The 21,270-nt window shown below is 63.2% G+C and carries 16 protein-coding genes; 9 read left to right on the top strand and 7 right to left on the bottom strand.

All coding sequences use genetic code 11. From position 1 onward, the window contains the following. Positions 1-86: 86 nt before the first annotated feature. On the bottom strand, positions 87-1,061 hold the full coding sequence (locus tag ACV4UY_RS13120; protein ID WP_491608035.1) for a polysaccharide deacetylase family protein: 975 nt from the start codon (positions 1,059-1,061) through the stop codon (positions 87-89). Positions 1,062-1,826: 765 nt separating this feature from the next. Next, a complete protein-coding gene (locus tag ACV4UY_RS13115) occupies positions 1,827-2,273 on the bottom strand; it encodes a hypothetical protein (protein ID WP_491608034.1) in 447 nt (148 codons plus the stop codon). A 45-nt stretch (positions 2,274-2,318) separates the two neighbouring features. Here ACV4UY_RS13115 and ACV4UY_RS13110 point away from each other — a divergent pair, with 45 nt between their 5' ends. Continuing rightward, entirely contained in the window at positions 2,319-2,882 is a 564-nt protein-coding gene (locus ACV4UY_RS13110) for a hypothetical protein (protein WP_491608033.1), read from the top strand. 838 nt (positions 2,883-3,720) lie between these two features. On the opposite strand, the gene ACV4UY_RS13105 is transcribed toward ACV4UY_RS13110, so the two are convergent. The 5 genes from ACV4UY_RS13105 to ACV4UY_RS13085 all read right to left on the bottom strand — a co-directional run bounded on the left by ACV4UY_RS13105 (position 3,721) and on the right by ACV4UY_RS13085 (position 10,848). Continuing rightward, entirely contained in the window at positions 3,721-4,125 is a 405-nt protein-coding gene (locus ACV4UY_RS13105) for a DUF302 domain-containing protein (RefSeq protein ID WP_491608032.1), read from the bottom strand. 259 nt (positions 4,126-4,384) lie between these two features. Further along, positions 4,385-6,289, bottom strand: a complete 1,905-nt coding sequence (locus tag ACV4UY_RS13100) for a hypothetical protein (protein WP_491608031.1) — start codon at positions 6,287-6,289, stop codon at positions 4,385-4,387. 7 nt (positions 6,290-6,296) lie between these two features. Continuing rightward, entirely contained in the window at positions 6,297-7,091 is a 795-nt protein-coding gene (locus ACV4UY_RS13095) for an ABC transporter ATP-binding protein (protein ID WP_420904101.1), read from the bottom strand. Then, positions 7,088-9,745, bottom strand: a complete 2,658-nt coding sequence (locus tag ACV4UY_RS13090; RefSeq protein WP_491608030.1) for a hypothetical protein — start codon at positions 9,743-9,745, stop codon at positions 7,088-7,090. Before ACV4UY_RS13090 ends, ACV4UY_RS13095 begins: the two co-directional genes overlap by 4 nt. 125 nt (positions 9,746-9,870) lie before the next feature. Further along, positions 9,871-10,848, bottom strand: a complete 978-nt coding sequence (locus tag ACV4UY_RS13085) for a formylglycine-generating enzyme family protein (RefSeq protein WP_491608029.1) — start codon at positions 10,846-10,848, stop codon at positions 9,871-9,873. Positions 10,849-11,024: 176 nt separating this feature from the next. Between ACV4UY_RS13085 and ACV4UY_RS13080 the strand changes: the two genes are divergently transcribed. The 8 genes from ACV4UY_RS13080 (at position 11,025) to ACV4UY_RS13045 (ending at position 21,090) form a co-directional block, all read left to right on the top strand. Beyond that, positions 11,025-11,819, top strand: coding sequence for an RNA methyltransferase (locus tag ACV4UY_RS13080; RefSeq protein WP_491608028.1), 795 nt, complete (start codon positions 11,025-11,027; stop codon positions 11,817-11,819). Between the two features lie 71 nt (positions 11,820-11,890). After that, positions 11,891-12,820: a M23 family metallopeptidase gene (locus tag ACV4UY_RS13075; RefSeq protein ID WP_491608027.1), complete on the top strand. Its 930-nt coding sequence runs from the start codon at positions 11,891-11,893 to the stop codon at positions 12,818-12,820. A gap of 180 nt (positions 12,821-13,000) precedes the next feature. After that, positions 13,001-13,210 carry an exodeoxyribonuclease VII small subunit gene (xseB, locus tag ACV4UY_RS13070; RefSeq protein WP_491608026.1) on the top strand — a complete coding sequence of 70 codons (210 nt, stop codon included), beginning with the start codon at positions 13,001-13,003 and terminating at the stop codon, positions 13,208-13,210. A 7-nt stretch (positions 13,211-13,217) separates the two neighbouring features. Next, the gene (locus tag ACV4UY_RS13065; RefSeq protein ID WP_491608025.1) at positions 13,218-14,114 is read left to right on the top strand and encodes a polyprenyl synthetase family protein; all 897 of its coding nucleotides are present in this window, start codon (positions 13,218-13,220) and stop codon (positions 14,112-14,114) included. An 18-nt stretch (positions 14,115-14,132) separates the two neighbouring features. Continuing rightward, the gene (gene dxs, locus ACV4UY_RS13060) at positions 14,133-16,001 is read left to right on the top strand and encodes a 1-deoxy-D-xylulose-5-phosphate synthase (protein ID WP_491608024.1); all 1,869 of its coding nucleotides are present in this window, start codon (positions 14,133-14,135) and stop codon (positions 15,999-16,001) included. A gap of 83 nt (positions 16,002-16,084) precedes the next feature. Then, complete coding sequence (locus ACV4UY_RS13055; RefSeq protein ID WP_491608023.1) at positions 16,085-17,428, top strand: hypothetical protein; 1,344 nt, start codon at positions 16,085-16,087, stop codon at positions 17,426-17,428. A gap of 61 nt (positions 17,429-17,489) precedes the next feature. Beyond that, on the top strand, positions 17,490-18,230 hold the full coding sequence (locus ACV4UY_RS13050) for a TlyA family RNA methyltransferase (RefSeq protein ID WP_491608022.1): 741 nt from the start codon (positions 17,490-17,492) through the stop codon (positions 18,228-18,230). A 121-nt stretch (positions 18,231-18,351) separates the two neighbouring features. Further along, positions 18,352-21,090 carry an AsmA family protein gene (locus tag ACV4UY_RS13045; protein ID WP_491608021.1) on the top strand — a complete coding sequence of 913 codons (2,739 nt, stop codon included), beginning with the start codon at positions 18,352-18,354 and terminating at the stop codon, positions 21,088-21,090. Positions 21,091-21,270: the final 180 nt, after the last annotated feature.

The following is a 21,270-nucleotide window of genomic DNA, read 5'->3' as shown; positions in this document are numbered from 1 at the left end:
GGTCGGCCAGACCAACGGTGCGGTCGGCCAGACCAACGGTGCGGTCGGCCAGACCAACGGTGCGGTCGGCCAGACCGAGGAACGGTTCAAACGTTCAAACTGGCACGGGTCCGCGCCAACTCGTCGCGCAGCCGTTCCAGAATCTCTTCGCGCCGTTCCGCGCGTCCCAGACTGAAACGCAACCATTCGCCACGACTGGCCCGCACATTGACGCCCCCGCCACAAAAGAGTCCGTGCAGTTCAGGCCGGGTTTTCAGGTAGTCCCATACCCCGGCATGCACATCCGAGGCCCGGCCAACCGGATAGGCCAGAAAGGGGATCAAAGGCACCCCGGCCTGATACCAAAAGGTTTCGTTCCCCTCGATGGCGCGGACCACCTCCGGCATGGTCAGGGTGCTCAGAATGCGATGGCTTGAGGTATGATTGCCGATCTCCCAGCCCGACCGGTGCAGATCCCGCACCCCATCGACGCTCAGATGGACCCCCAGGTCGCGCCACGGACCGATCCGTTCGGCAAAGACCGCCAGCACGACCGACTCCATGATCTCCGGGACATAGCGGGATTTGGTCTGATTGAAGAGTTCTTGAGGATCCGCGCTCCAGGGCGTTTCCGGCAGGGCCGATCGCAACGCCGTGGACAACGCCCCGGCATGTCCCATCCCCACCAGCATGGCCGCGGGAATCCGATAGAACACTTCCCGCCGGTCGGCAAAGGCCCCGTTGACGAACAGGGTCGCCCGAATCCCCAAACGGCGCAACACGGGATCGGCCAGGCGACGGTTGTTCTCGAAACCATCGTCAAAGGTGACCACCAGGTAGGGGCGATCCGGACCACCCCGTTCCCAAAGCGTCGGAACCCGACTCAAGGGAAGTGGCGTCATCCAGGTCAGCAGCGTGGCGAGTTGACGTTCCAGGGTTTGGACCGTCACCTCACCCTTGCGATAGTGTTGCTCCCAACTCTGACGGTTCTCCGGATCCACGACGCTGTGATAGGCCAGGATGTAGACTCCGGCTGGTGGATGCAACCATCGCCCCATCGAGAGTCCGAAACGCGCGCCCATCCGCATCCACCAGGAAGGCCGACATCGCGCCGCTGGAACGGACTCGATGGATTGTTGCCTCTGGGACCATGATGAATCGGTCCGATCCACGAAAAACCCCCTTCCTGGCAACGCGGCCCCAGTTGAACACCACTCTCCACACGATGTTCACCCATGCTTGATACGCTTTTCAAGCCTAAACAATAAAGAACAGGTTGTCAACAACCTCCCGATCATTCCAACTTGTTGCCGCTCCCAAAATAAAACGACGCCAACCACACATTCCATGGCATGTCCGATTCCCTAGGCATCTGATAAACACCAGAATTGGCTGGGCCATTTTTTTTCCGTGAAGCGTGTCAAGCCACTTGGCATTGATTCAATTTTGTGGATAATAAGTTGACCGGAACATGAGGTGCGCGAAAAATCGACACCACCGTAACTCGCCCTCATCAGACAGCCTCTCGAGAACGGAAGGCATTCGCACGAGGATTCCACCAGAACCCACAAACTGGAATCCAATTTGCTTACCATGGTACTCCCAAAGGAAGGGCCATGGTAAAGGGGGTAGAGGGTTCTCCCCCCATCATGCAAGTTACAAAAGAATGCAGCCTTCATCCGAGACTTCAAAAATCCCCTTGAGGGGATTCCATGGCGATCAGGCTGCACGACCCTTTATTTTTAAAATGATGCATACCGCTTGATGATAATGTTGGCTGGCAGGGACAGACATTCCAGCTCACGCCAAGAGCGCCTCTGGAAGTCGTCACCCCCTGTGCTGAACCATCAGGAGAATCCTGTGGGATGAAAATAAGTATTGGCATGAAGCTGCAAACAGGTCCATGGGGTGGAGGCAATCGCTTCGTGTCGTCTCTGGTCAACCATCTGGACACGCTTGGTTGGCAGGTCTCGTTTGACTTGCAGGATCCAGAACTGGATTTGATTCTTCTGACCGATCCACGCCTGAAACTGGCCAGTTGCAGCTACAATCACTCTGGAATACTGCATTATCTTCTGCATATCAATCCGCGCGCACTCGTTGTTCATCGCGTAAATGAATGCGACGAACGAAAAGGCACAACAGGGCTGAATGATCTTCTCGCCTCCGCGACCCGTGTGGCCGATCATACCGTCTTTGTCAGCTCCTGGCTGCAAAATCTCCATCTCGGGCAAGGCATGCCGGTCAAGTCGAGCAGCGTCATCCTGAATGGCGGGAATCAGTCCATTTTTCACCCTCGGGGTTACCTCCGATGGGATGGACACACCAAGCTGCGTCTGGTGACCCACCATTGGGGCGCGATCCGCATGAAGGGGTTCGACATTTACGAACAACTCGACCAGATGCTGGCTCAACCGACCTATCGTGACCGCTTCGGGTTCACCTACATCGGCAGACTCCCGGATGATTTCACCTTCGCCCACGCCCACCATATCGATCCTCTGGACGGACAGGCGCTCGGAGATGAAATCCGCAAACATCATGTCTACCTGACCGCCTCGCGCAACGAACCGGGGAGCAATCACAACATCGAAGGGGCGTTGTGCGGTCTGCCGCTGTTGTATGTGTCGCAAGCCTCCATGCCGGAAACCAGCGACACCTGGGGAATTCCCTTCACCCCGGACCAGTTCCCGGAGAAGCTCGAAGAGATGCATGCCTCCTATCCGCGTTGGGCGGATCGGATGCCGGACTACCCCTTCACCGCCACGCGTACCTGTTCGGCTTATGTGGAACTCTTCGACGACATGATCCGCAATCGTGCCCAGATTCTTGAACGGCGCCGGTTGTTCCGACATCCGGTGTGGCTGGCTCGCACCTGGTGGCAGGGAATCCTGGGAAAGTGACCGCTTCAAAAAAGGGGGCGAACCCACGCCATGGCGAGCCGGGGCCGGGGATCAGTCGCGCACCAGGGGAGCATGCGCGCGGCAGTGGGACATGCGCATCGAGTTTGGCTCGTTTCTGAGCAGAACCCGATGCGATTGCCATTTTGTAACGATTCAGGACTCCCGCTATTGCAGAGGGCCGGGGACCTTGCGGTCCCCGGCGGAGGTTCGGAGGCAGAGCCTCCGAGGTGTTGTTTTGACTCTTCTTTTGACTTTGGCGCGCTCTTCAAAAAAGCGTTTTTTGCGAAAAAACGCTGCGCGCTGCCTTGGCCGCGGGAACGTTTCGCGCCTTTGGCGAAACATTCCCGCGAACATGGCCCAAGAAACCCAAGCTGCGGGAGTGCGGCTTATGTGCTGACGTGTCATTCGCCCTGAGTCGTTGCCCAAAATCGGCAACGACTCAGGGCACATAAGACCGCGCGCTTGCGCCAATTCTCGCAAGAATCGCAAAAATTGGCTTATCGTGAAAAGCGCGCAAAAGACAAAATCAACCGCACTTTCCCAAGGGCTTCGCCCTTGGATCCCACCAGGGGCCAGTGCCCCCTGGACCCCGCCAACTTGGGGGTTCTGAATCGTTACGCCATTTTTTCCATATTCTGGCGACGGATCTCTTGTCGTTCGGCCATGACCAGCAATCGTCCAGGATAGGTTGGATCGATCTCGCCATGAATTTTCAGTGAATGCGGATCAGGTATCGGACCGCCAGTCGCCTGGGCCTGATCACGTGTCGGGAAAGCGCGAGGTCGGCGCGCACCCGACCCCGCGTTTCAATCGGTGAAGCAACCGCCTTTCGTCTGCCTCAATTCACCGCGTCGAGGGCCGCGCGAATCCGCTTGTTGGCCTCGTCGGCCACTTCGACCAGTCCGGGATTGGCGATCATCTGTCCCATGGTCTCGGGGTTCAGGGCCGCGATCTCCACCTCACCCCCCTCATTCTCCCGCACCACCACGTTGCACGGCAAAAAAACGCTCACATCCGGCACCAGACTCATGGCACGATGGGCCAGCTTGGGATTGCAGGCACCCAGAATGATGGCGCGCGGGGTATCGACATCGAGCTTCTTCTTCAACGTGGCGGCCACGTCGATCTCGGTCAGGATCCCGAACCCCTGCTCGGCCAACGCGGCCTTGATCGCCCCGATGGTGGTGTCGTAGTCGGCGGAAACCTTCTTTTTGAGGGCATGGGGATTGGAGGTGTCGATCATGGTCCAGCTCCTTGGATCATCGATGTAACGAATGAATTGAAAAACAACCGGTGGGCGTTGGATGTCTTCACGGGTGGAAGCCCCCAACAGCCCTCTATAGAGTCTTGGCGGGATGAATTGGTTCCCGCCACGGCAACTTGCATGATGCGAGGAGACACCCCTCACCCCCCGTACCATGGACCTCCCTTCGGGAGACCATGACGGGCAGGCCGGAAACGCAAGAACGGGCAGGCCGAATGACGAAAGGACGGCGAACCTCTCACGCCTCGCGTTTGCGGTTGCCATCCCGGGCGCGCGGGGCCAGACCATCCCCGTGCAAAAGATCCGACGGCGCGGTGTCGCCGCGCAACGGCAGGCGGAACAACAGGAAAATCGTCACCAGGGCCACCACCGCGTACACCTCGCCCAGGGTGATCCCGATCTCCTGCCAGGGAAGCGGCAATGCCTCGAAGTCATAACCGGGGGGCAGCAGATCCTGATAACGGGAGATGATCCGTTTGAAGCCGTCATCCAGCAGATGACGCAGCGCCGGGATCATGCCGAACACCGCCAGGGTTCCGGCGGTCAAGGTGGCGAGCAGCATCTGCCACAACAGCTTGCCGTACAACCCGGTCCAGGTGCAGCCGCGACTGAGCAGAATGCCGTAGTGATGGCGCCGGTGACCGATCAGGGTGCCGGCCTGGGCCAGGAGCAGCGCGCCCAGGAAGATCCCGAAGGTGAGCGCATAGGCCGGGGTCATGGTGGAGAGCAGATCGCTCAACAGATTGAAGCGGTTCAGGGCGTCCTGATACATCGAGTGGATGTTGAACGCCGGTCGTCCGTCGCGGGTGCGCACGGCCATCAGGGCGCGGATCCCCTTGCTCAACCGGGTCGGGTCGGGCATGTAGACCCGCACCGCCGAAAAACTGGTGCCCGACTCGGTGACATCCCACGGTGCGTAGACGATCGACTGACCCGGCTTGGGGCGTCCGGTGGGACAGAGGCTGTCGCGCAGCGGATTTTCCATCGGGAAACGGTGACAGGGCATCCACAAACGATGGTTGTCGTCGTGGTTGAGCACGTCCCAGCCATCGTCCGAAACCGGACGGCTGGCGGCGCTGGCAGAGGGCGGGAGTTGCGGCCTGGCGCAGACACTCTCCGGGATCTTCGGCAGACCGGTCAGGCCGGTCTTGGCGATCTCCTCGGTCAGACACAGGGCGTGGGAGGCAATCTCCCCCCTCGGATAGCTCGAGGCGGTCAGCCGGCGATACTCCTCGAGATCGCCCATCCCCTTGGATTTGACATCCAGGCGGATCTCCGGAAAATGGAAGGCGGCCAGCAGGGCATGGTAGGTGGAGAGCGGAAACAGGAAGGAGACCTTCTCCATGGCCGGGATGTGGTGAACCCAGCGCACCCGGAAGGGGACCAGTTCCACGCTGTTGCCGACGTTGATCTCCAGCCAGATGGCATCCAAGGCGTTGCGCAACGCATCCTGGGGCGGTTTTTCCGGCAGACGACGGAGTTTCTTCTGCACCAGGATCGGTTGCACCGCCTCGCGATAGGCTTCGTAATTGAAGCTCTCGGCGAACTGCGACTCGCTCAACACCACGGTCAAGGGGAGACCCATCCACCCCTCGGCCATCTGGTTCTGCTCCTCGACCCACTCCCTGGGGATCTCCATGTTCCAGAGCGGATCATTCGGATAGACCGCCCAACCGAGCCATGGCGTGCCCGGGTCCCAGGCGCCCCCACCCGGCAGACGGATCTTCGGCGAGGCATCCCCGACCTGACGATAGGGATAGGCGGTGATGCCGAAGGATTCGCCCGGAATGCGTTTTTCCATCTCCTTGAGGCGGGCGAGGAGATCCGAACCGATCCCCTGATGATTCTCCCAGTGGGAGGTGACCCACACCGGCACCCCCTGGGGACGGAGCGTGCCGAGCAGGGCATCGGTGAACCGTTCCAGCAGGCCGGCGCGGGTGCCGACCAGCAGCAGGGCCATGCAGATGACCAGGGCCAACAGCAGGGTCAGCCAGGCGAAATCCCGTCCGCCGCCGGCGCAGCCGAACCGTCCGCAGCCGAACGAGCGCCAGTAGGCGCGCGCGCCCAGGGAGATCCAGACCGGAGTCCAGCGGCGTTTGATTTTTTCACCATTGGGAAGGGGAGGATCGCGTGGCTGGGACATATCCCGGTCAGCCCTGCTCGGAGTGGGTTTCGGAAAGTTTGCCGCCGCCCTTGAGACGCAGATGGCAGCGGTTGTTGGCCACCATCAACCAGTGGTTGACGCGGGGGTCCAGGGCATCGGACTGGTGATGGGTAACCCAGATCACCATGCGATCGCCGACGGTGAGCCAGCGATCGACCAGGGACATCACCTCGCGGCGGGTTTCGGAGTCCAGGTTGCCGGTCGGTTCGTCGGCGAAGAGCACGTAGGGGTCGTGGATCATCGCCTGGGCCAGGGCCACCCGCTGGAACTGTCCGCCGGAGAGCTGGTTCGGGTAACGTTCCAGAAACTCCTCGGGGGTGGTCTCCTCGATGCGGGCGCCGTTCTTGTCACGCAGCAACACCCGATCCATGGCCGCGTGGACCTTGCGATCCATCTCGGCATCGGAGTAGCCGCCGCGCTGTTCCAGAGGATAGCGCAAATTTTCGCGCACGCGCAGATAAGGGGTCAGGGTGCTGCTCTGATAGGCGAAACCGAAACAACGGCGCCGGATGTCGGTCAGCGACAGGGTGGAGGAGGCGTCGAGTCCTTTCGGACCCCAGACCGCCTGGGATCCGTCCGGGAAGTTCCAGCGCACCCACCCTTCGCGTGGCCGCTTGAGAAAGGTCAGAAGATACATCAGGGTGCTCTTGCCGCTGCCGCTGCGACCGAGCACCGGCAGACGACCGGAGATGGCGTTGGCGTCCAGGGTCAATCCGCCGACCTGGAGGACGAAATCGCCCCATCCCACGGTCGCGGCGCGTACCTGAACGCCCCAGGTCATGGCAGGTATTCCTGCGGCACCCAGTAGCCGCGCATGCCACCGATCTCATGACCGAAGCGGTAGTTCTTGTCCGGTCCGAGGGGGGTTTGGCTGATCGCCTCGTTGATTTGCGGCAGGGCGCGACCGTTGGTGGTGGCGTCCGGGCACTGACGCGGCTGATGGGGCACGGCCTTGTAGACCGGGCGGACGTGATCGCGCTCGACGATCTCCAACAACTCCTTGGACTTGATCGCCCACAACGCCAGACGGCGCAGCTCGCAGGCCGGCGCGGCCAGGATCTCCTGTCCGGCCTTGTCCTTCATCGGGTTGTTTTTCGCGTCGAGCACCACCAGCCGTCCATCCTTGTTGCGCGTCGTGTTTTCCGCCGAAAGCGAGGGGACCGGATAGCTCAACAGCGGGCTGTGGCGCCGCACCGGCAGACCGCCGCGCCGTTGCGCATACTCCGCCGGGGTTTCGCCGGCCACGTCGATGGGCGGACGGCGGATCTCCTGTTGGAGTCCCAGCAGCATGGCGCTGATGAGCGCGCGACGGAGTTGATTCTCCGGCAGGTCGAAATACCCCTCGAATCCCTTGAGGATGCGGATCCACGAGGAGAGAGCGCCGCTGCTGATCCAAAGCTCCTCGGCCACCTTGTCGTCGGCTTCGATGTAGCCGATGCGCGTGGTGTCGTAAACCCGATCCTCGCACTGCTTGCCCAACTCCCCGCAGCTTCCCCGCTGCAGAATGTGCCAATAAACGCCCGGAATGTCAATTCTCTCCCTTCTCAACCGGTCGATCACCGCGTTCAGGGCCGCGCCACCGCGCACGTCCAGGATGATCTCGTCGATCAGCGCGCTCGAACTCAAGGTCTCCACCTTGGCCACCAGACGGGAGATCAGCTTCTCCTCCTCCAGGCGGAACCAGTGATCCTTCACCGCGCCGGCCTGCACATCGGTGGCGGGCAGGCTCTGTTCGAGCAGATGACGGGTCTGGGCCTCGAACTGCTCGTAGGCGAGCCGGTAGGATTGGGCATGCTTCATCAGTTCACCCTTGTAGGGGGTCTGGATGAAGAACGGAATGACGTTGTTGCTCTTGGCGCCGGTCTCCGCCCCGCCACGCAGCAGCTTGCCCAGCGCCTCGCGGGTCACCGGACGGTCATACTTGGCCACGGCATGGCCACGGCCACGGCGGTCCGATTCGACGCGCGTCGAGGTGTAACCACTGTCGCCGATCACGAAAAGCAGTTTCAGGTGGTCCGGACAGGCGGTCATGTCGCTTTTCAAGGCCTGTTCCAGACCGCCGTAGAGATTCTCCTGATAGTCGTCCTCGGTATCGCCCTGGGTCACCTTGACCTTGGCGATCGCCTCCTCGAACTTCGCGAATTCGGTTTTCTGGGTGGCCGCGTCCTGCTCGCAATGGTCGTTGAAGGGGTGCCCCTCGCCGATGCCGTCCCCCGGCGTGCCGGGAAAGAGCTTGTCCGCGTAGGGATCGCGATAGACCCGGAAACCGAAGCGGAACTGGGTCTCCTTGAACCCCTGGGTGTTCTTGAGGGTGTGGATGATCTCCTGGATCACGCCACTCTTGTCCGAGGCGCCGCGCACCGCGTCGATCACCGGCTCCATGCTGGCCGTGGCGTCGAGCAGAAAGAAGATGTCCACCTTCTTCTTGGCGGAGAGGTTCTTGTATTCCGGCAGGATGCGGCTGGCCAGGGTCGGCGAGATGGCCACCTTCTCCTCGTTCACCCGCCGTCCCACCAGACCCGGACGGGCCAGGGCCACCTTGTAGAACAGCCGTTGCCCTCCCTCCCCGTCGATCCCGGAGGGGGCGACGTGCTGGTTCTTGGCATTCACCATGTCGAGCACCGGGATGCGCAGCGAGGAGCGGAACCACTCCTTGCCGCCGACCACCGGTTGACAGGCGGCGGCGTTGCGGTTTACCGCGTCGTCCAGGTTCTCGTAGGTGCAGAGCGTGCCCGGCGTCTGTTGATCCGGGGAGGTGAGGGTCTCCTTGGGACGCAGGCTGAAGGCGTTGTTCCACAGGAAACCGTTCCCCTTGTCCACCCAGCCGAGCAGGATCCCGTCCTCTTCCAGGCGGTAGCGATCGGCCAGCAGCACCGCCTTGTCGGTCTCGTCGAAAACGAAGTACATGTGGAAGCGGGAGGCCCCCTCGCGACAGTGACCCGCACCGCCGACGCACTCCTTCAACTCCGGATCCTGATAGGGCTGGACCTTGGGCTCCTGTCCCGAATCATCCCGCGCCACGGTGGAGGTCTTGATGAAGAACTTCATCTCCAGGCCGGAATCGCTCTTGATCGGCAGGTTGCGGCACAACAGATCGCTTTTGGCCACCCAACCGGTCGTCTCCGGGCGATCCTTGAAGCGGAAGGCACGGATCTTGACCCGATCCTTTTTCTCTTCCTGGATCTCCGCCTGCTGATTGAACGGCAGGGAACCGGTTTTCTTCTCTCCGGTGGCGGCATCGAAGAGCGGGGCGTTGTTGCGCGACACCCGCGCCACGCCGGCCCATTGCAGCTTGTCGTTCTGGTAGAAACCGGAAAAATCGAAGGTCGCGCAACTGCCCGGTTGACTCTCCTTGGCCCAGGCCGCGGGTGGAGCCGCGCACAGCAGACCGCAAAGGGTCCAGGAGAGGAGTCGGGAGATGGTGCGGATGTTCACGGATATCAATCCCCATCAAAATGTCAAAGGGTTGTCGCCCGTCGCGCGGTCGCGACGTTTTTCGAGTCTGCATGACCGATGCCAGACAGCCGACGGGAGCAAAGGATCCAGCCATCCGACCGTTTCTAGGGCCTGGCCCCGGAAGCCCCTTTCCTGTCGGTTTTCTCGCTCGTTTCCGGTTTGTCGGCACCGGCGGCTCCGGGCGTGGAGGCCTTGAGCACCACGCGGAATCCGGCCACGGACAGCATCGCCGGCATGCAGGTTGCGGACCGAACTTCCGGCAAGGGCACGAAGTCGTCCTCTCCGACGATGAAATACCCGCCCGCGCACGGGGTGGCGCTCCATTCGCGCACCCCCCAGAGCAGACGTCGCAGGGATTCGCTGCTCAACACCCCGGCCTTGGAGACCGTCTCCCGCGCCCCGTCGAGAAGCAGCGCCGCCGCGCCCCACTGCTCGCGGGTGGGCAGTGCATAGGCGCAGCCGGTCTGACGCCCCAGCCACTCCGCGTAATCCTGGGCCGCCTCCCAGGATACCCCCTTCACCGAGGCGGTTTCGGCCTCGTCCTTGTTCCAGTGCATGCCGATGTGGGCCTTGAGCCGATCGCGTTCCGCGCCGGCGGGCATCTTCTCCACGGCGGCCAGGTAGCGGCGGAACGCCTTGAGGGTCACTTCGTGTTTTTCGATCAGAAACGGCTCCTTGATCTGAATCTTGCTCAGGCCGTGGGGAGCCAGGAAGGGCTTGAGTTCCTGGGAGTTGTTGCGCAGACGATACTCGCCGGCGGGCACCGGCAGCAGGTTGGGATAGGAGCCCCCCTCCGGAGGGGCGAGCAGACAGGATTGCCAGGTCGGATTCTCCTCGCCAGGCTCCCGCGCGACATCGGGTTTGCCCAGCCGCGTCAGCAGCACCCAAGCGATCACCCCAACGGCGATCAGGACGACCAGGCCGATCAACAAACGCATTTTGTTCCGGCTCCACCAGGAGGGGGAACCGGAAGGCGCCCCTCTTCCCGAAGAAGGGGAGTCGCCGGGTCTGGGACGACGGACCGCGCCGGAGATCCGGTTGGCACGTCCGCGCGTGCCGAAAAAAGGGCGTTTGCTGTTCAAGGTGACTCCAGGGGGGCGGACGATTGCGGCCTGCGGGTGCCGGACATTGAAAAATGGACCTTCTTGTGACACCGTATCTTTGTCATCATGCCAGGATATCCAAACAGATTCAAGCAACATTCACGCCAAATATTATCGCAAGATACCCCCTCGCGGGCCCGACAAGGAGGTCGCGCATGACAAACACCCACCCGGACCAACCCTCCGGACCAGACGCCGACCCGAGCCCGGAACGGCTCTCCGCGCAACTGGTGGTGATCCTCGATCGCCCTGCCCATCCGGGCAACATCGGCGCCGTGGCACGCGCCATGGGCAACACCGGATTCACCCGTCTGCGCCTGGTGGCCCCGCGCCAGTTCCCCCATCCCGATGCCGAGGCCTACGCGGTGGGCTGCACCGCCATTCTCGAGGATGCGGAGATCTTCACGGATCTCCCCTCGGCCCTCGCCGACCTGCATCTGGTGGTGGCCACCAGCAACCGTCCGCGCGGTCAACGACAGGTGGTGGTCACCCCGGACGAACTCGGGATCAGGCTGCGCGAGGCCCTGGTTCCGCCGGACATCCGGGTGGGACTGCTCTTCGGCACCGAACGGACCGGCCTGTTGAGCGAGGATGTGGAACGGGCCAATCTGGTCTGTCACATCCCGACGCGCGGCGAACAGGGCTCCCTGAATCTGGCCCAGGCGGTCCTGATCGTGCTGTATGCGGCGATGCAGGCGTTGCAACGGGAACGGGGCATGGCCCACGATCCGTTCCGGGAGGATCTCCCCGCCACCGCCGCCGCCATGGAGCACCTCTTCGCCCACATGGAGGAGACCCTGACCACCATCGGCTTCTTGAAGGATGGCCAGAAACGACACATGATGGGCAGCATCAAGGCGATGTTCCAGCGCGCCGGACTCGACCGCCGCGAGGTGTCGATCCTGCGTGGCATCCTCCACGAGGTGATCGCCTGGCGGGAGAGACCTTGACCAACCCTGGAAATGGGTGTTTCATGATTTCGTTAAACAATCATCAACCCGCACGTCGATCCCAAAAGTCCATGCTCAAACCCTCTCCGTCGCCAAGCCCCCTCCTCCCGCTCACCCTGCTGGCCTGTCTGCTCGGTCTGTGGCCCTGGTCGGTTCGGGCCGGCTCCCTGGAACTTTCCGGCGAACTGCGACCCGGCATGGCGGTTCTTCTCAAGGTGCGCGATCTTCCGCCCGGCGCCAAAATCCAGGGATCCCTCGACAAGGAACCCTTTCCGCTCACCCCCCAGGGGGTGGCGCTGATCGCCCTGGACATGGAAAAGCAACCCGCCAAGGTCACCCTCGAGGTGGTGGTGACCCCGCCGAAAGGGACCCCCGAGACCCTGACACGGGTGTTGACGATCCCGAAGCGCGCCTACAAGGAAGAGCGCATCGATCTGCCGAAAAAAAAGGTCGATCTCGACCAGCCGGACCTGTCGCGCGCCGAACGGGAAACCGCGGCCATCAGCGCCACCTACCGACTGCGCGAAGGGCGGGTCGGGTTCGAGAAAGGGTTCAGGCAACCAGCCTCGGGACGCTTCTCCGGGGTGTTCGGCAGCCGACGGATCCTCAACGGCCAGCCGCGCAAGCCGCACAACGGCGTGGACATCGCCGCACCCAAGGGAACGCCGGTCACCACCATCGCCCCCGGCACCGTGGTGCTGGCCGGTCACGACTACTTCTTCACCGGCAACACGCTGGTGATCCATCACGGCCACGGCGTGATCTCCCTGTACGCCCATCTCGACCGCATGGAGGTGACCCAAGGCCAATGGGTCGAAGCCGGCACCCCCATCGGCGCCATCGGCATGACCGGTCGGGCCACCGGTCCCCACCTGCACTGGGGGGTTCTGGTGCGCGGCGCGCGGGTCGACCCCATGGCCCTGCCGGGGATTCGCGCGGCCCACGACGGATTCCCTCTGGACGCGCGGGCCGACCCCACGGCCCTGCCGGGCCGCGACTGATTCCCGATAACATGAAGGTGAAGATTGCTTCCCGAAAATTAGGGTGTTATGCTACACCCCCTTGCCACGAAAACGCCCCCAGGTGATCCGCGGCGAGCCGGGTGATGGGAGATCGCCCTTCTCCCACCCGTTTCCCGACGCGACTCATGCCAATCCGGATGGAGCAGAAAAACCGTCACCATGGATGCCACCGCCACATCGCTCGACTTCGAAAGGGCCCTGAGCCGTCTGGAAGAGGTGGTCGCCCGCCTGGAAAAAGGCGATCTCCCCCTGGAGGAGAGTCTGGCCGCCTTCGAGGAGGGAATGACCCTCTCCCGTCACTGTCAGCAACGTCTGGACGCCGCCGAGCAGCGCATCGAAGAGCTGATGGCCGCCCAGGCCAAGGAATGATCCCGCAATGACCCCGGCGGCCTTGAAAACCTATCTGGAGGCGCGCAAACAGCTGGTGGAACGGAGCCTGGATATCCACCTCCCCGCAGCCCATCGCCCCCCCCAACGGCTCAACGCCGCAATCCGTCACAGTCTGCTCGGCGGGGGCGGCAAACGGCTGCGCCCGATTCTTCTCCTGGCCGCCGGCGAGGCGGTGGGAGGGCGTCTCGAACCCCTGCTGCCGTTCGCCTGCGCCCTGGAGTGCATCCACACCTACTCGTTGATCCACGACGACCTGCCGGCCATGGACGACGACGATCTCCGCCGCGGGGTGCCCACCTGTCACAAGGCCTTCGACGAGGCCACGGCGATCCTGGCCGGGGATGCCCTGCTGACCTATGCCTTCGAACTGGCCGCCACCCCGGTGACCGGTCAACCCGATGGGGTGGTGCTGGCCATGATCGCCCAACTGGCCCGCGATGCCGGCATCCACGGCATGGTGGGCGGACAGATGCTCGACATGCAGGCCGAAAACCGGGAAACCACCCTGGCCGAACTCCAGAACATCCATGTCCACAAGACCGGCGCCCTGATTCGCGCTTCGTGCCTGATCGGCGCGCGACTCGGCGGGGGAGACGAGGGCCAGATCCAACGCCTCAACCGCTTCGGCGAGGCCTTCGGCCTGGCCTTCCAGATCACCGACGACATCCTGGACGTGATCGGCGACCCCACCATCATGGGCAAGAGCCCCGGCAACGACCAAAAACACCAGAAAGCCTCCTATCCGGCCCTGATGGGACTCCCCCAGGCCCGCCAGGAGGCCGAACACATGGTCAACGAGGCGCTCACCGCCCTCTCCTCCTTCTCCGCCTCCGCAGATCCGCTGCGCGCCTTGGCGGGCCTGCTGCTGGACCGGACCCATTGAGAGACGACGATACCCATCATGCACTCCCTGCTCAAGACCATCCACGAACCGCATCAACTGCGCGCCCTGCCGGAGTCCTCGCTGCGACAACTCGCGGACGAATTGCGCGAATTCACCATCGATACCGTGGCCAAGACCGGCGGACACCTGGGCGCCAGCCTCGGCGTGGTGGAGCTGACCGTGGCCCTGCACTACGTCTTCGACACCCCCGAGGATCGCCTGATCTGGGATGTGGGCCATCAATCCTATCCCCACAAGATCCTCACCGGTCGGCGCGAACGAATGGCCACCCTGCGTCAGAGACACGGCTTGTCCGGATTCACCAACCGTTCGGAAAGCCCGTATGATCCGTTTGGCGCAGGTCACTCCTCCACCTCGATCTCCGCAGCCCTCGGCATGGCCATGGCCAGCCGCCGCCAGGGCAGCGACCGCCATGCCATCGCCGTGATCGGAGACGGCGCCATGACCGCCGGCATGGTCTTCGAGGCCCTCAACAACGCCGGAGACCACCAGAAACAGGTCAATCTGATCGTCATCCTGAACGACAACGAAATGTCGATCTCGGCCAATGTGGGCGCCTTTTCGGCCTATTTGAGCCGCATCATGAGCGGGCGCACCTACACCCGCCTGAAGGGCGGCACGGGACGCATGCTCGGTCGCATCTCCCCGCCCCTGCTGGACGCGGCCCGCAAGGCCGAGGAACACGTCAAGGGGCTGCTCACCCCCGGCACCCTCTTCGAGGAGCTGGGCTTCGACTACTTCGGCCCCATCGACGGACACGATTTCAATCAACTCCTCCCCACGCTGCGCAACGTGCGCGAACTGCCCGGCCCCATTCTCGTCCACGTGGTCACCAAAAAAGGCAAGGGATTCATACCCGCCGAAAAGAATCCCTGCACCTACCACGGGGTCAACCCCTTCGACCGGCGCCAGGGGGTGACTCCGGCGCGGGATGTCACGCCATCCTATACCCAGGTGTTCGCCGAAACCCTGGTGGAGCTGGGACGCGCCGATCCGCGCATCATGGCCATCACCGCCGCCATGCCGGAAGGGACGGGTCTGAACGAATTCAACGAGCAGTTCCCGGATCGCTGCTTCGATGTCGGCATCGCCGAACAGCACGCGGTCACCTTTGCCGCCGGACTGGCCTGCGAGGGGTTCATCCCGGTGGTGGCCATCTACTCCACCTTCCTGCAACGGGCCTATGACCAGCTGATCCACGACGTGGTGCTGCAAAAACTGCCGGTGGTCTTCGCCCTGGATCGGGCCGGCATCGTCGGCGCGGACGGGCCGACCCATGCCGGTGCCTACGACCTCACCTTCCTGCGCGCCATCCCGGACCTGGTGATCATGGCCCCGGCGGACGAGAACGAACTGCGCCACATGCTGGCCACCGCCGTGGCCCATGGCGGACCGGTAGCGTTGCGCTATCCGCGCGGATCGGCCTTGAACCTCCCCAGGGAGAGCCCGCGCAAACTGACCGTCGGCGAAGGGCGGATCCTGCGCGAGGGGCGGGAGATCGCCCTGGTCGCCCTCGGCCAACCGGTGCATGTGGCCCTGCGGGTCGCGGAAAAACTGGCCGAGGATGGAATCGATGTCGGGGTGTACGACGCCCGTTTCGCCAAACCCCTGGATGAGGCGTTGCTGCGACGGGCCGCCCAGGCCGGTCTGCTCCTCACCCTCGAGGAGAACACCCTGTGCGGCGGCTTCGGCGCGGCGGTGCTGGAGTTTCTGGCCCGTGACGGGCTGCTCGATGCCGGCGTCAAGGTGCGCAACATCGGCCTGCCGGACCGCTTCATCCCCCACGGCACCCAGACCGAACTGCGCGCCGAACTGGAACTCGACGCCGCGGGCGTGCTTCACACGATCCATCTGTTACGCATGTAACCATCCCCGCCGCTCTTGGCACGCCAATGGCATATGCAACCCCGTGCCGTGAGATTCCTCTTCATCCCCATAGGGTTGCCGTCATGTCGATCAATCTGTCCCAATACTCCACCTGGTTGGCCGTGCTCGGTAGCGCGGCGCTGGCTCTCGGAACGCAAGCCTGTGGCGGAGGTGGCGGCGGCAACAGCTCCAGCAACCCCTCCGCGACGGTGGTCACCACGGGAACCGGCGTGTTTCTGGATGCCCCGGTGGCGGGAATCGATTACCTCGGCAATCTCGGCTCCCTGGGCAAGACCAACGCCAACGGCGAGTTTCAATACCGCATCGGCGAAACGGTGGAGTTCTATCTGGGGGGGCAGGATGGACTCAAACTGGGCCGGGCCCTGATCGGCAGCGTCGGCACCACAGCCACGGATGGAAAATATTACGTCACCCCGCTCGATCTGGTGCAACAGGAAGAAAACGCCTCGGCCACCCCGAAAACGGTCGATCTGACCGATACGCGCGTCAAAAACATGGCGTATCTTCTCCAGGCCTTGAACGCCGGCACAGGCACCACCCTGGACCTGAGCGGAATCGATGCCGCCAAGGTCAGGCAATACAAGCTGCTGGTCAACTTCGCCTCCACGGTCCCCTTCGATGGGGATACGCCGCTCCAGAGCTTTTTCCTGGACAACGTTCACAAGGACAAGGGAAGCCGCACCACCACCGCCCTGACCGTCGCCAACGCGGTCACGGCCATGGATGCCAACATCAAGAAACGGTTCGACGGCAGCTACTCCGGCACCTGGAGCAACGCCGGCGCCAACAAGAACGGCACCTGGCAGTTCACCATCGCCAACGGCGCGCTCTCCGGCGGGCAATACGCGGGCAGCAGCTCCGGCACCTTCACCGGCACCCTCTCCCCCTCTGGGGTGATCACCCTGACCGGCGGCACCGACAGCATCATCACCGCCGGGGACAACGATCTCCTGCGCATCAATCACGACGGTAGCGTCGGGTGCAAGGTGTGCACGACCACCCGGATGAACGGGGAGAGGGCCATGGATCTCGTCGGCACCTGGAAGATGAAGGTCTCCAACGAGGCCTTCGGCACGCTCAAAAACATCACCGCCAACGAGTGCGGCATGCTCGGTCAAGAGGTGGCGGTGGTCATCACCAAGAATGGTTCCGGGGTTCATGCCATCCAGTTCGCGGGCAACAACCTCCCATCCCAGGGCACCTTGACCACCACCAGCCGGGGCTTCAGCTTCAACCTGACCGGCGCGACCGCGGACAAGCAGTGGCCGTTCACCTGGAGCGGTTCGGTCAACTGTCTCAACGACTTCACCTGTCTGGGCGAGGGACGCTACACCCTGGATACCACGGTGGCCGGCACCCCCTATTTCTGTGGCACGGTGCAAAACGATCTCTACCAACGCAATTGATCCGCCGGCAGGTCAAGGAAATTCCGGATGACTCCCGCCTGACCGGGCCGAACGAAACGCGATGCGCAAACGTCTGGATCACCTGTTGATCGAACGGGGTCTGGCCTCGGATGCGACCCAGGCCCAGGCATTGATTCTGGCCGGCAAGGTGCTGGTGAACGATCGGGCGGATGGCAAGGCCGGCTCCCTGATCACCGGGGAGGCCCGGATTCGTCTCAAGGATCCCCCTCTGGCCTGGGTGTCGCGGGGCGCTTTGAAACTCCAGGCCGCTCTCGAAGATCGCGGCTGGGATCTGACCGGACTGGCATGTCTGGATGTCGGGGCCTCGACCGGAGGATTCACCGAGGTCATGCTCGTCCACGGCGCGGCCAGGGTGTTCGCCGTGGACGTGGGGCACGGTCAGCTGGCCTGGAAACTCCAGACCGACCCGCGCGTGGTGGTGATGGACCGCCGCAACATCCGTCACCTGCGCCCCGAGGATCTCCCTGGCCCGGTCGATTTTCTCGCCTCGGACATCAGCTTCATCTCCCAGACCCTCGCCCTGCCCCCGTCGATCGCCTGTCTGCGACCCGGCGGTCACGGGGTGGTCTTGATCAAGCCCCAGTTCGAACTGCCGCGCGCTTGCATCGACAAGGGGGGCGTGGTGCGCGATCCGGCACGCCACGAACAGGCGATCGAAAAGGTGCGCGCCGCCGGCGAGTCGCTCGGCCTGACCACCCTTGAGATCCTCCCCTCCCCCATCGCCGGCCCGGCGGGCAACCGGGAATTTCTGTATTGTTTTGGCAAGCCGTCCCTCGCATAGTTGCATTCCGGTTGAATCCACGCCCCTGACAGCGTTATAGTGATCCATGCCGGGTCGTGACCACGCCGATGGTCCACGTTTTCCGGTGCGCATCCACCCACCATCCGCAGGACGCCCCTCGATGAAAAAATGGCTTTGGATCCTTCTCGTACCCGTCGTGCTGATCGTGGCCGCGGCGGTCGTCGTCCCCTCCCTGATCGATCCCAATCAGTACAAACAACAGATCTCCACCCTGGTAAAAGAGAAGACCGGACGGGATCTGACCGTCAACGGCGCGATCAAGATCACGGTGTTCCCCACCGCCGGGGTGTCTCTGGAGGATGTCACCCTGGGGGAGGCCCCCGGTTTCGGGAGCGAGCCCATGGCCAAGGTGGCGCGTCTGGATGTGCGCGCCAGGCTGATGCCTCTGTTGTCCAAACGGGTGGAGGCGGACAAGGTGGTGGTGGAGGGTTTGCGGCTCAAATTGGCCAAGGATGCCAAGGGACAGACCAACTGGAGCGATCTGACCGGCGCCAGGAGCGCCCCCGCCGCCACGCCGGTGGAGAAGGGTTCCGTGCCGGTGGAGAAGAAATCCCCGGCGCAATCGGGTGAGAAAACCGCCAAACCGGCGGAGGCCCAGGCCGCCAAACCGGCAGAGGCCCAGGCCGCCAAACCGGCGGAGGCCCAGGCCAGTGGCGCGGGTGGTGCGGGGTTGGCGTCGATCACCCTGGCCGGGGTGGAGATTCGCGATGCCCAGGTGAGCTGGAACAACGCGGTCAACGGGGCCAACTACACTTTCAAGAAGGTGCGTCTGGTCACCGGGGAGCTGACACCCGGCCAGCCGGTGGCCCTGGAGTTCGACAGCGATGTGGAGCGGGTCAAGCCGGCCACCAACGCCCATGTCAGCCTGGTGGCCACGGTGCGTCCCTCTGCCGACGGCAAGGGGGTGCAGCTCACCAAGACCACCCTCGGCCTGACGGTGAAGGGGGGCGAGGGTTCGCCGGCAACCAGCGCCGACCTGCGTCTGGCCGCCGACATCGACGCCCTGTTCGACGGCTCGCTGATGAAGGCCCAGGGGCTGGAACTGACGATCAAGAGCGAGGGCGGACCCGCGCCTCTGGTCAAGGCCGAATCCAAACTGCGTGGCCAACTGGAGATCACCTCGAACACGATCAAGCTCACCGGCACAAGCCTGGATCTCAAGGGAGATGGCAAGCCGGGCGCGGCCTTCGGCCATCTGGAAGCGCTCTACAAGGGGGATATCGACGGTCAACGCCAGGGGATGAACCTGGTTCTGCCGGCCCTGGAACTGGCGATCAAGGCAGATGGAGGCTCCCTGCCCGCCGGTGGGGTCGATCTGAAAATCACCGCCCGCGCCGAGGTCGATGGGCTCAAGCAGACCGCCCGTCTGAGCGCCTTGAAGGTGGAGGGGCTGGAGCAGCTCAAGGCCGAGGGACAGCTGAACGTGAGCCGTTTCGCACCGCTGACCCTCTCCGGAGAGCTGGATCTGCAACCCTTGAACCTCCGGGCCCTCTTGACCAAACTCGGTCAGAAACTCCCGGCGACATCCGATGACAAAAGCCTGACCGACCTGAAGATGAAAACCGGCTTCTCGTTGGACGATCAGAAGGTGGGCCTGAATCGCCTGGAGGCCAAACTCGACGACACCCGGCTCAAGGGCGGCGTCACCTGGCCACTGGGCGGTGGCAACACCATGCGGGTGGATCTGGATATGGACACCCTGGATCTGGATCGCTACCTGCCTCCAAAGGCCGTCAACTCCGGAGGCGAGGCCAAGCCCGCCGACTCCGCACCCACGCCCGAGGCCGGCGCAAAACCCGATTCCGCACCCAAGCCCGCCGCCAGCGGCGCAGGTGGCGACATCCCGGTCGAGTCCCTGAAAAAACTCGATCTGGACGGCAAGATCCGTATCGGTCAGTTGAAGTTCGGATCCGGCAAGTTCCAGGATACCCAGGTGGTGTTGAAGGGCAAGGATGGCGTATTGAAACTCGAGCCGGCCTCGATGAAGCTCTACGGCGGCACGACCCGGATGGATGCCACCCTGGATGTGCGCGGTCCGGTGCCCAAACTGACCTTGAAGCAGAATCTCCAGGGGGTACAGGTCGCGCCCTTGCTCAAGGATCTGGCCAACGAGGAGAGTCTCACCGGCACGGCCAATCTGGATGTGGATGTCAGCTCCACGGGACGCAACCTGGCCGCCATCAAACAGGACCTGGATGGCAAGGTGGGTTTCGTGGTCAAGGATGGGGCGTATCTGAAGATGGATCTCACCCACTCGATCCGCCAGGCTTATGGAGCCTATGCCGCGACCCGGGGACGCACCCTGTCGGTCGGACAGGATACCGGTCGCACCCCCTTCACCACCCTGGAAGGGTCCGCCGAGATCAACAACGGCCTGTTGGAGAGCAAGAACATTCAGGCGGTCTCGTCCGCCTTGAAGCTGACCGGAGCCGGCAAGGTGGATCTGCCGAAAAACCAGCTCGACTTCACCTTCAAGGCCAACGTGCTGGCCCTGGATGACGTGGACACCCGGAGTGTCAAGGATCTCAAGGGGATCGCCATTCCGGTGCGCATCCACGGCGACCTGGCCCATCCTTCCAGGCAGATCGATCTGGAGGGATTGATCGCCGAGGGGCTCAAGACCAAAGCGATGGAGAAGGTGCAGGAGAAGCTGGGCGGCAAGCTCGGGGAGGCCCTGGGCGGCAAGCTGGGCGAAAAGTTGGGATTGAAGCCCGCACCGGCGGCGGGGGACAAGGGAACGGCTCCCTCGGCGGGGGATGCCAAAGCCATCCCATCCGGAAGTGAAGGCAGGAGCGCGCCTCTGGATGAGTTGAAGAAGGTGTTGCCGTTCGGTCGCTAACCGGAGACAGGGGCATTGGGGGGGGCGTTCCGCGCCCCCTTCCTCCTGATTCCAACCCCTTGGGAAGGCCGTGCGGATGGGAACCGCCACGACAACCGGCTCACGCGGGACAGGATCGGGAAAGCGTCGGGGGACGGCGGGTCGGGAGACGGCATCGTGGTCGATTCACGGTCCCATTTC

The organism is Candidatus Magnetaquiglobus sp. (assembly GCF_058402785.1).
Note: the sequence above shows the minus strand (reverse complement) of the source record. Positions and strands in the feature narration are given on the sequence as shown.

Bases quoted from the DNA above. Each gene is read 5' to 3' on its own strand.
- dxs (WP_491608024.1), top strand. From the start codon at position 14,133: ATGCACTCCCTGCTCAAGACCATCCACGAACCGCATCAACTGCGCGCC.
- ACV4UY_RS13075 (WP_491608027.1), top strand. From the start codon at position 11,891: ATGCTCAAACCCTCTCCGTCGCCAAGCCCCCTCCTCCCGCTCACCCTG.
- ACV4UY_RS13105 (WP_491608032.1), bottom strand. From the start codon at position 4,125: ATGATCGACACCTCCAATCCCCATGCCCTCAAAAAGAAGGTTTCCGCC.
- ACV4UY_RS13065 (WP_491608025.1), top strand. From the start codon at position 13,218: ATGACCCCGGCGGCCTTGAAAACCTATCTGGAGGCGCGCAAACAGCTG.
- ACV4UY_RS13055 (WP_491608023.1), top strand. From the start codon at position 16,085: ATGTCGATCAATCTGTCCCAATACTCCACCTGGTTGGCCGTGCTCGGT.
- ACV4UY_RS13095 (WP_420904101.1), bottom strand. From the start codon at position 7,091: ATGACCTGGGGCGTTCAGGTACGCGCCGCGACCGTGGGATGGGGCGAT.
- ACV4UY_RS13045 (WP_491608021.1), top strand. From the start codon at position 18,352: ATGAAAAAATGGCTTTGGATCCTTCTCGTACCCGTCGTGCTGATCGTG.
- ACV4UY_RS13120 (WP_491608035.1), bottom strand. From the start codon at position 1,061: ATGGGCGCGCGTTTCGGACTCTCGATGGGGCGATGGTTGCATCCACCA.
- ACV4UY_RS13100 (WP_491608031.1), bottom strand. From the start codon at position 6,289: ATGTCCCAGCCACGCGATCCTCCCCTTCCCAATGGTGAAAAAATCAAA.
- ACV4UY_RS13080 (WP_491608028.1), top strand. From the start codon at position 11,025: ATGACAAACACCCACCCGGACCAACCCTCCGGACCAGACGCCGACCCG.
- xseB (WP_491608026.1), top strand. From the start codon at position 13,001: ATGGATGCCACCGCCACATCGCTCGACTTCGAAAGGGCCCTGAGCCGT.
- ACV4UY_RS13050 (WP_491608022.1), top strand. From the start codon at position 17,490: ATGCGCAAACGTCTGGATCACCTGTTGATCGAACGGGGTCTGGCCTCG.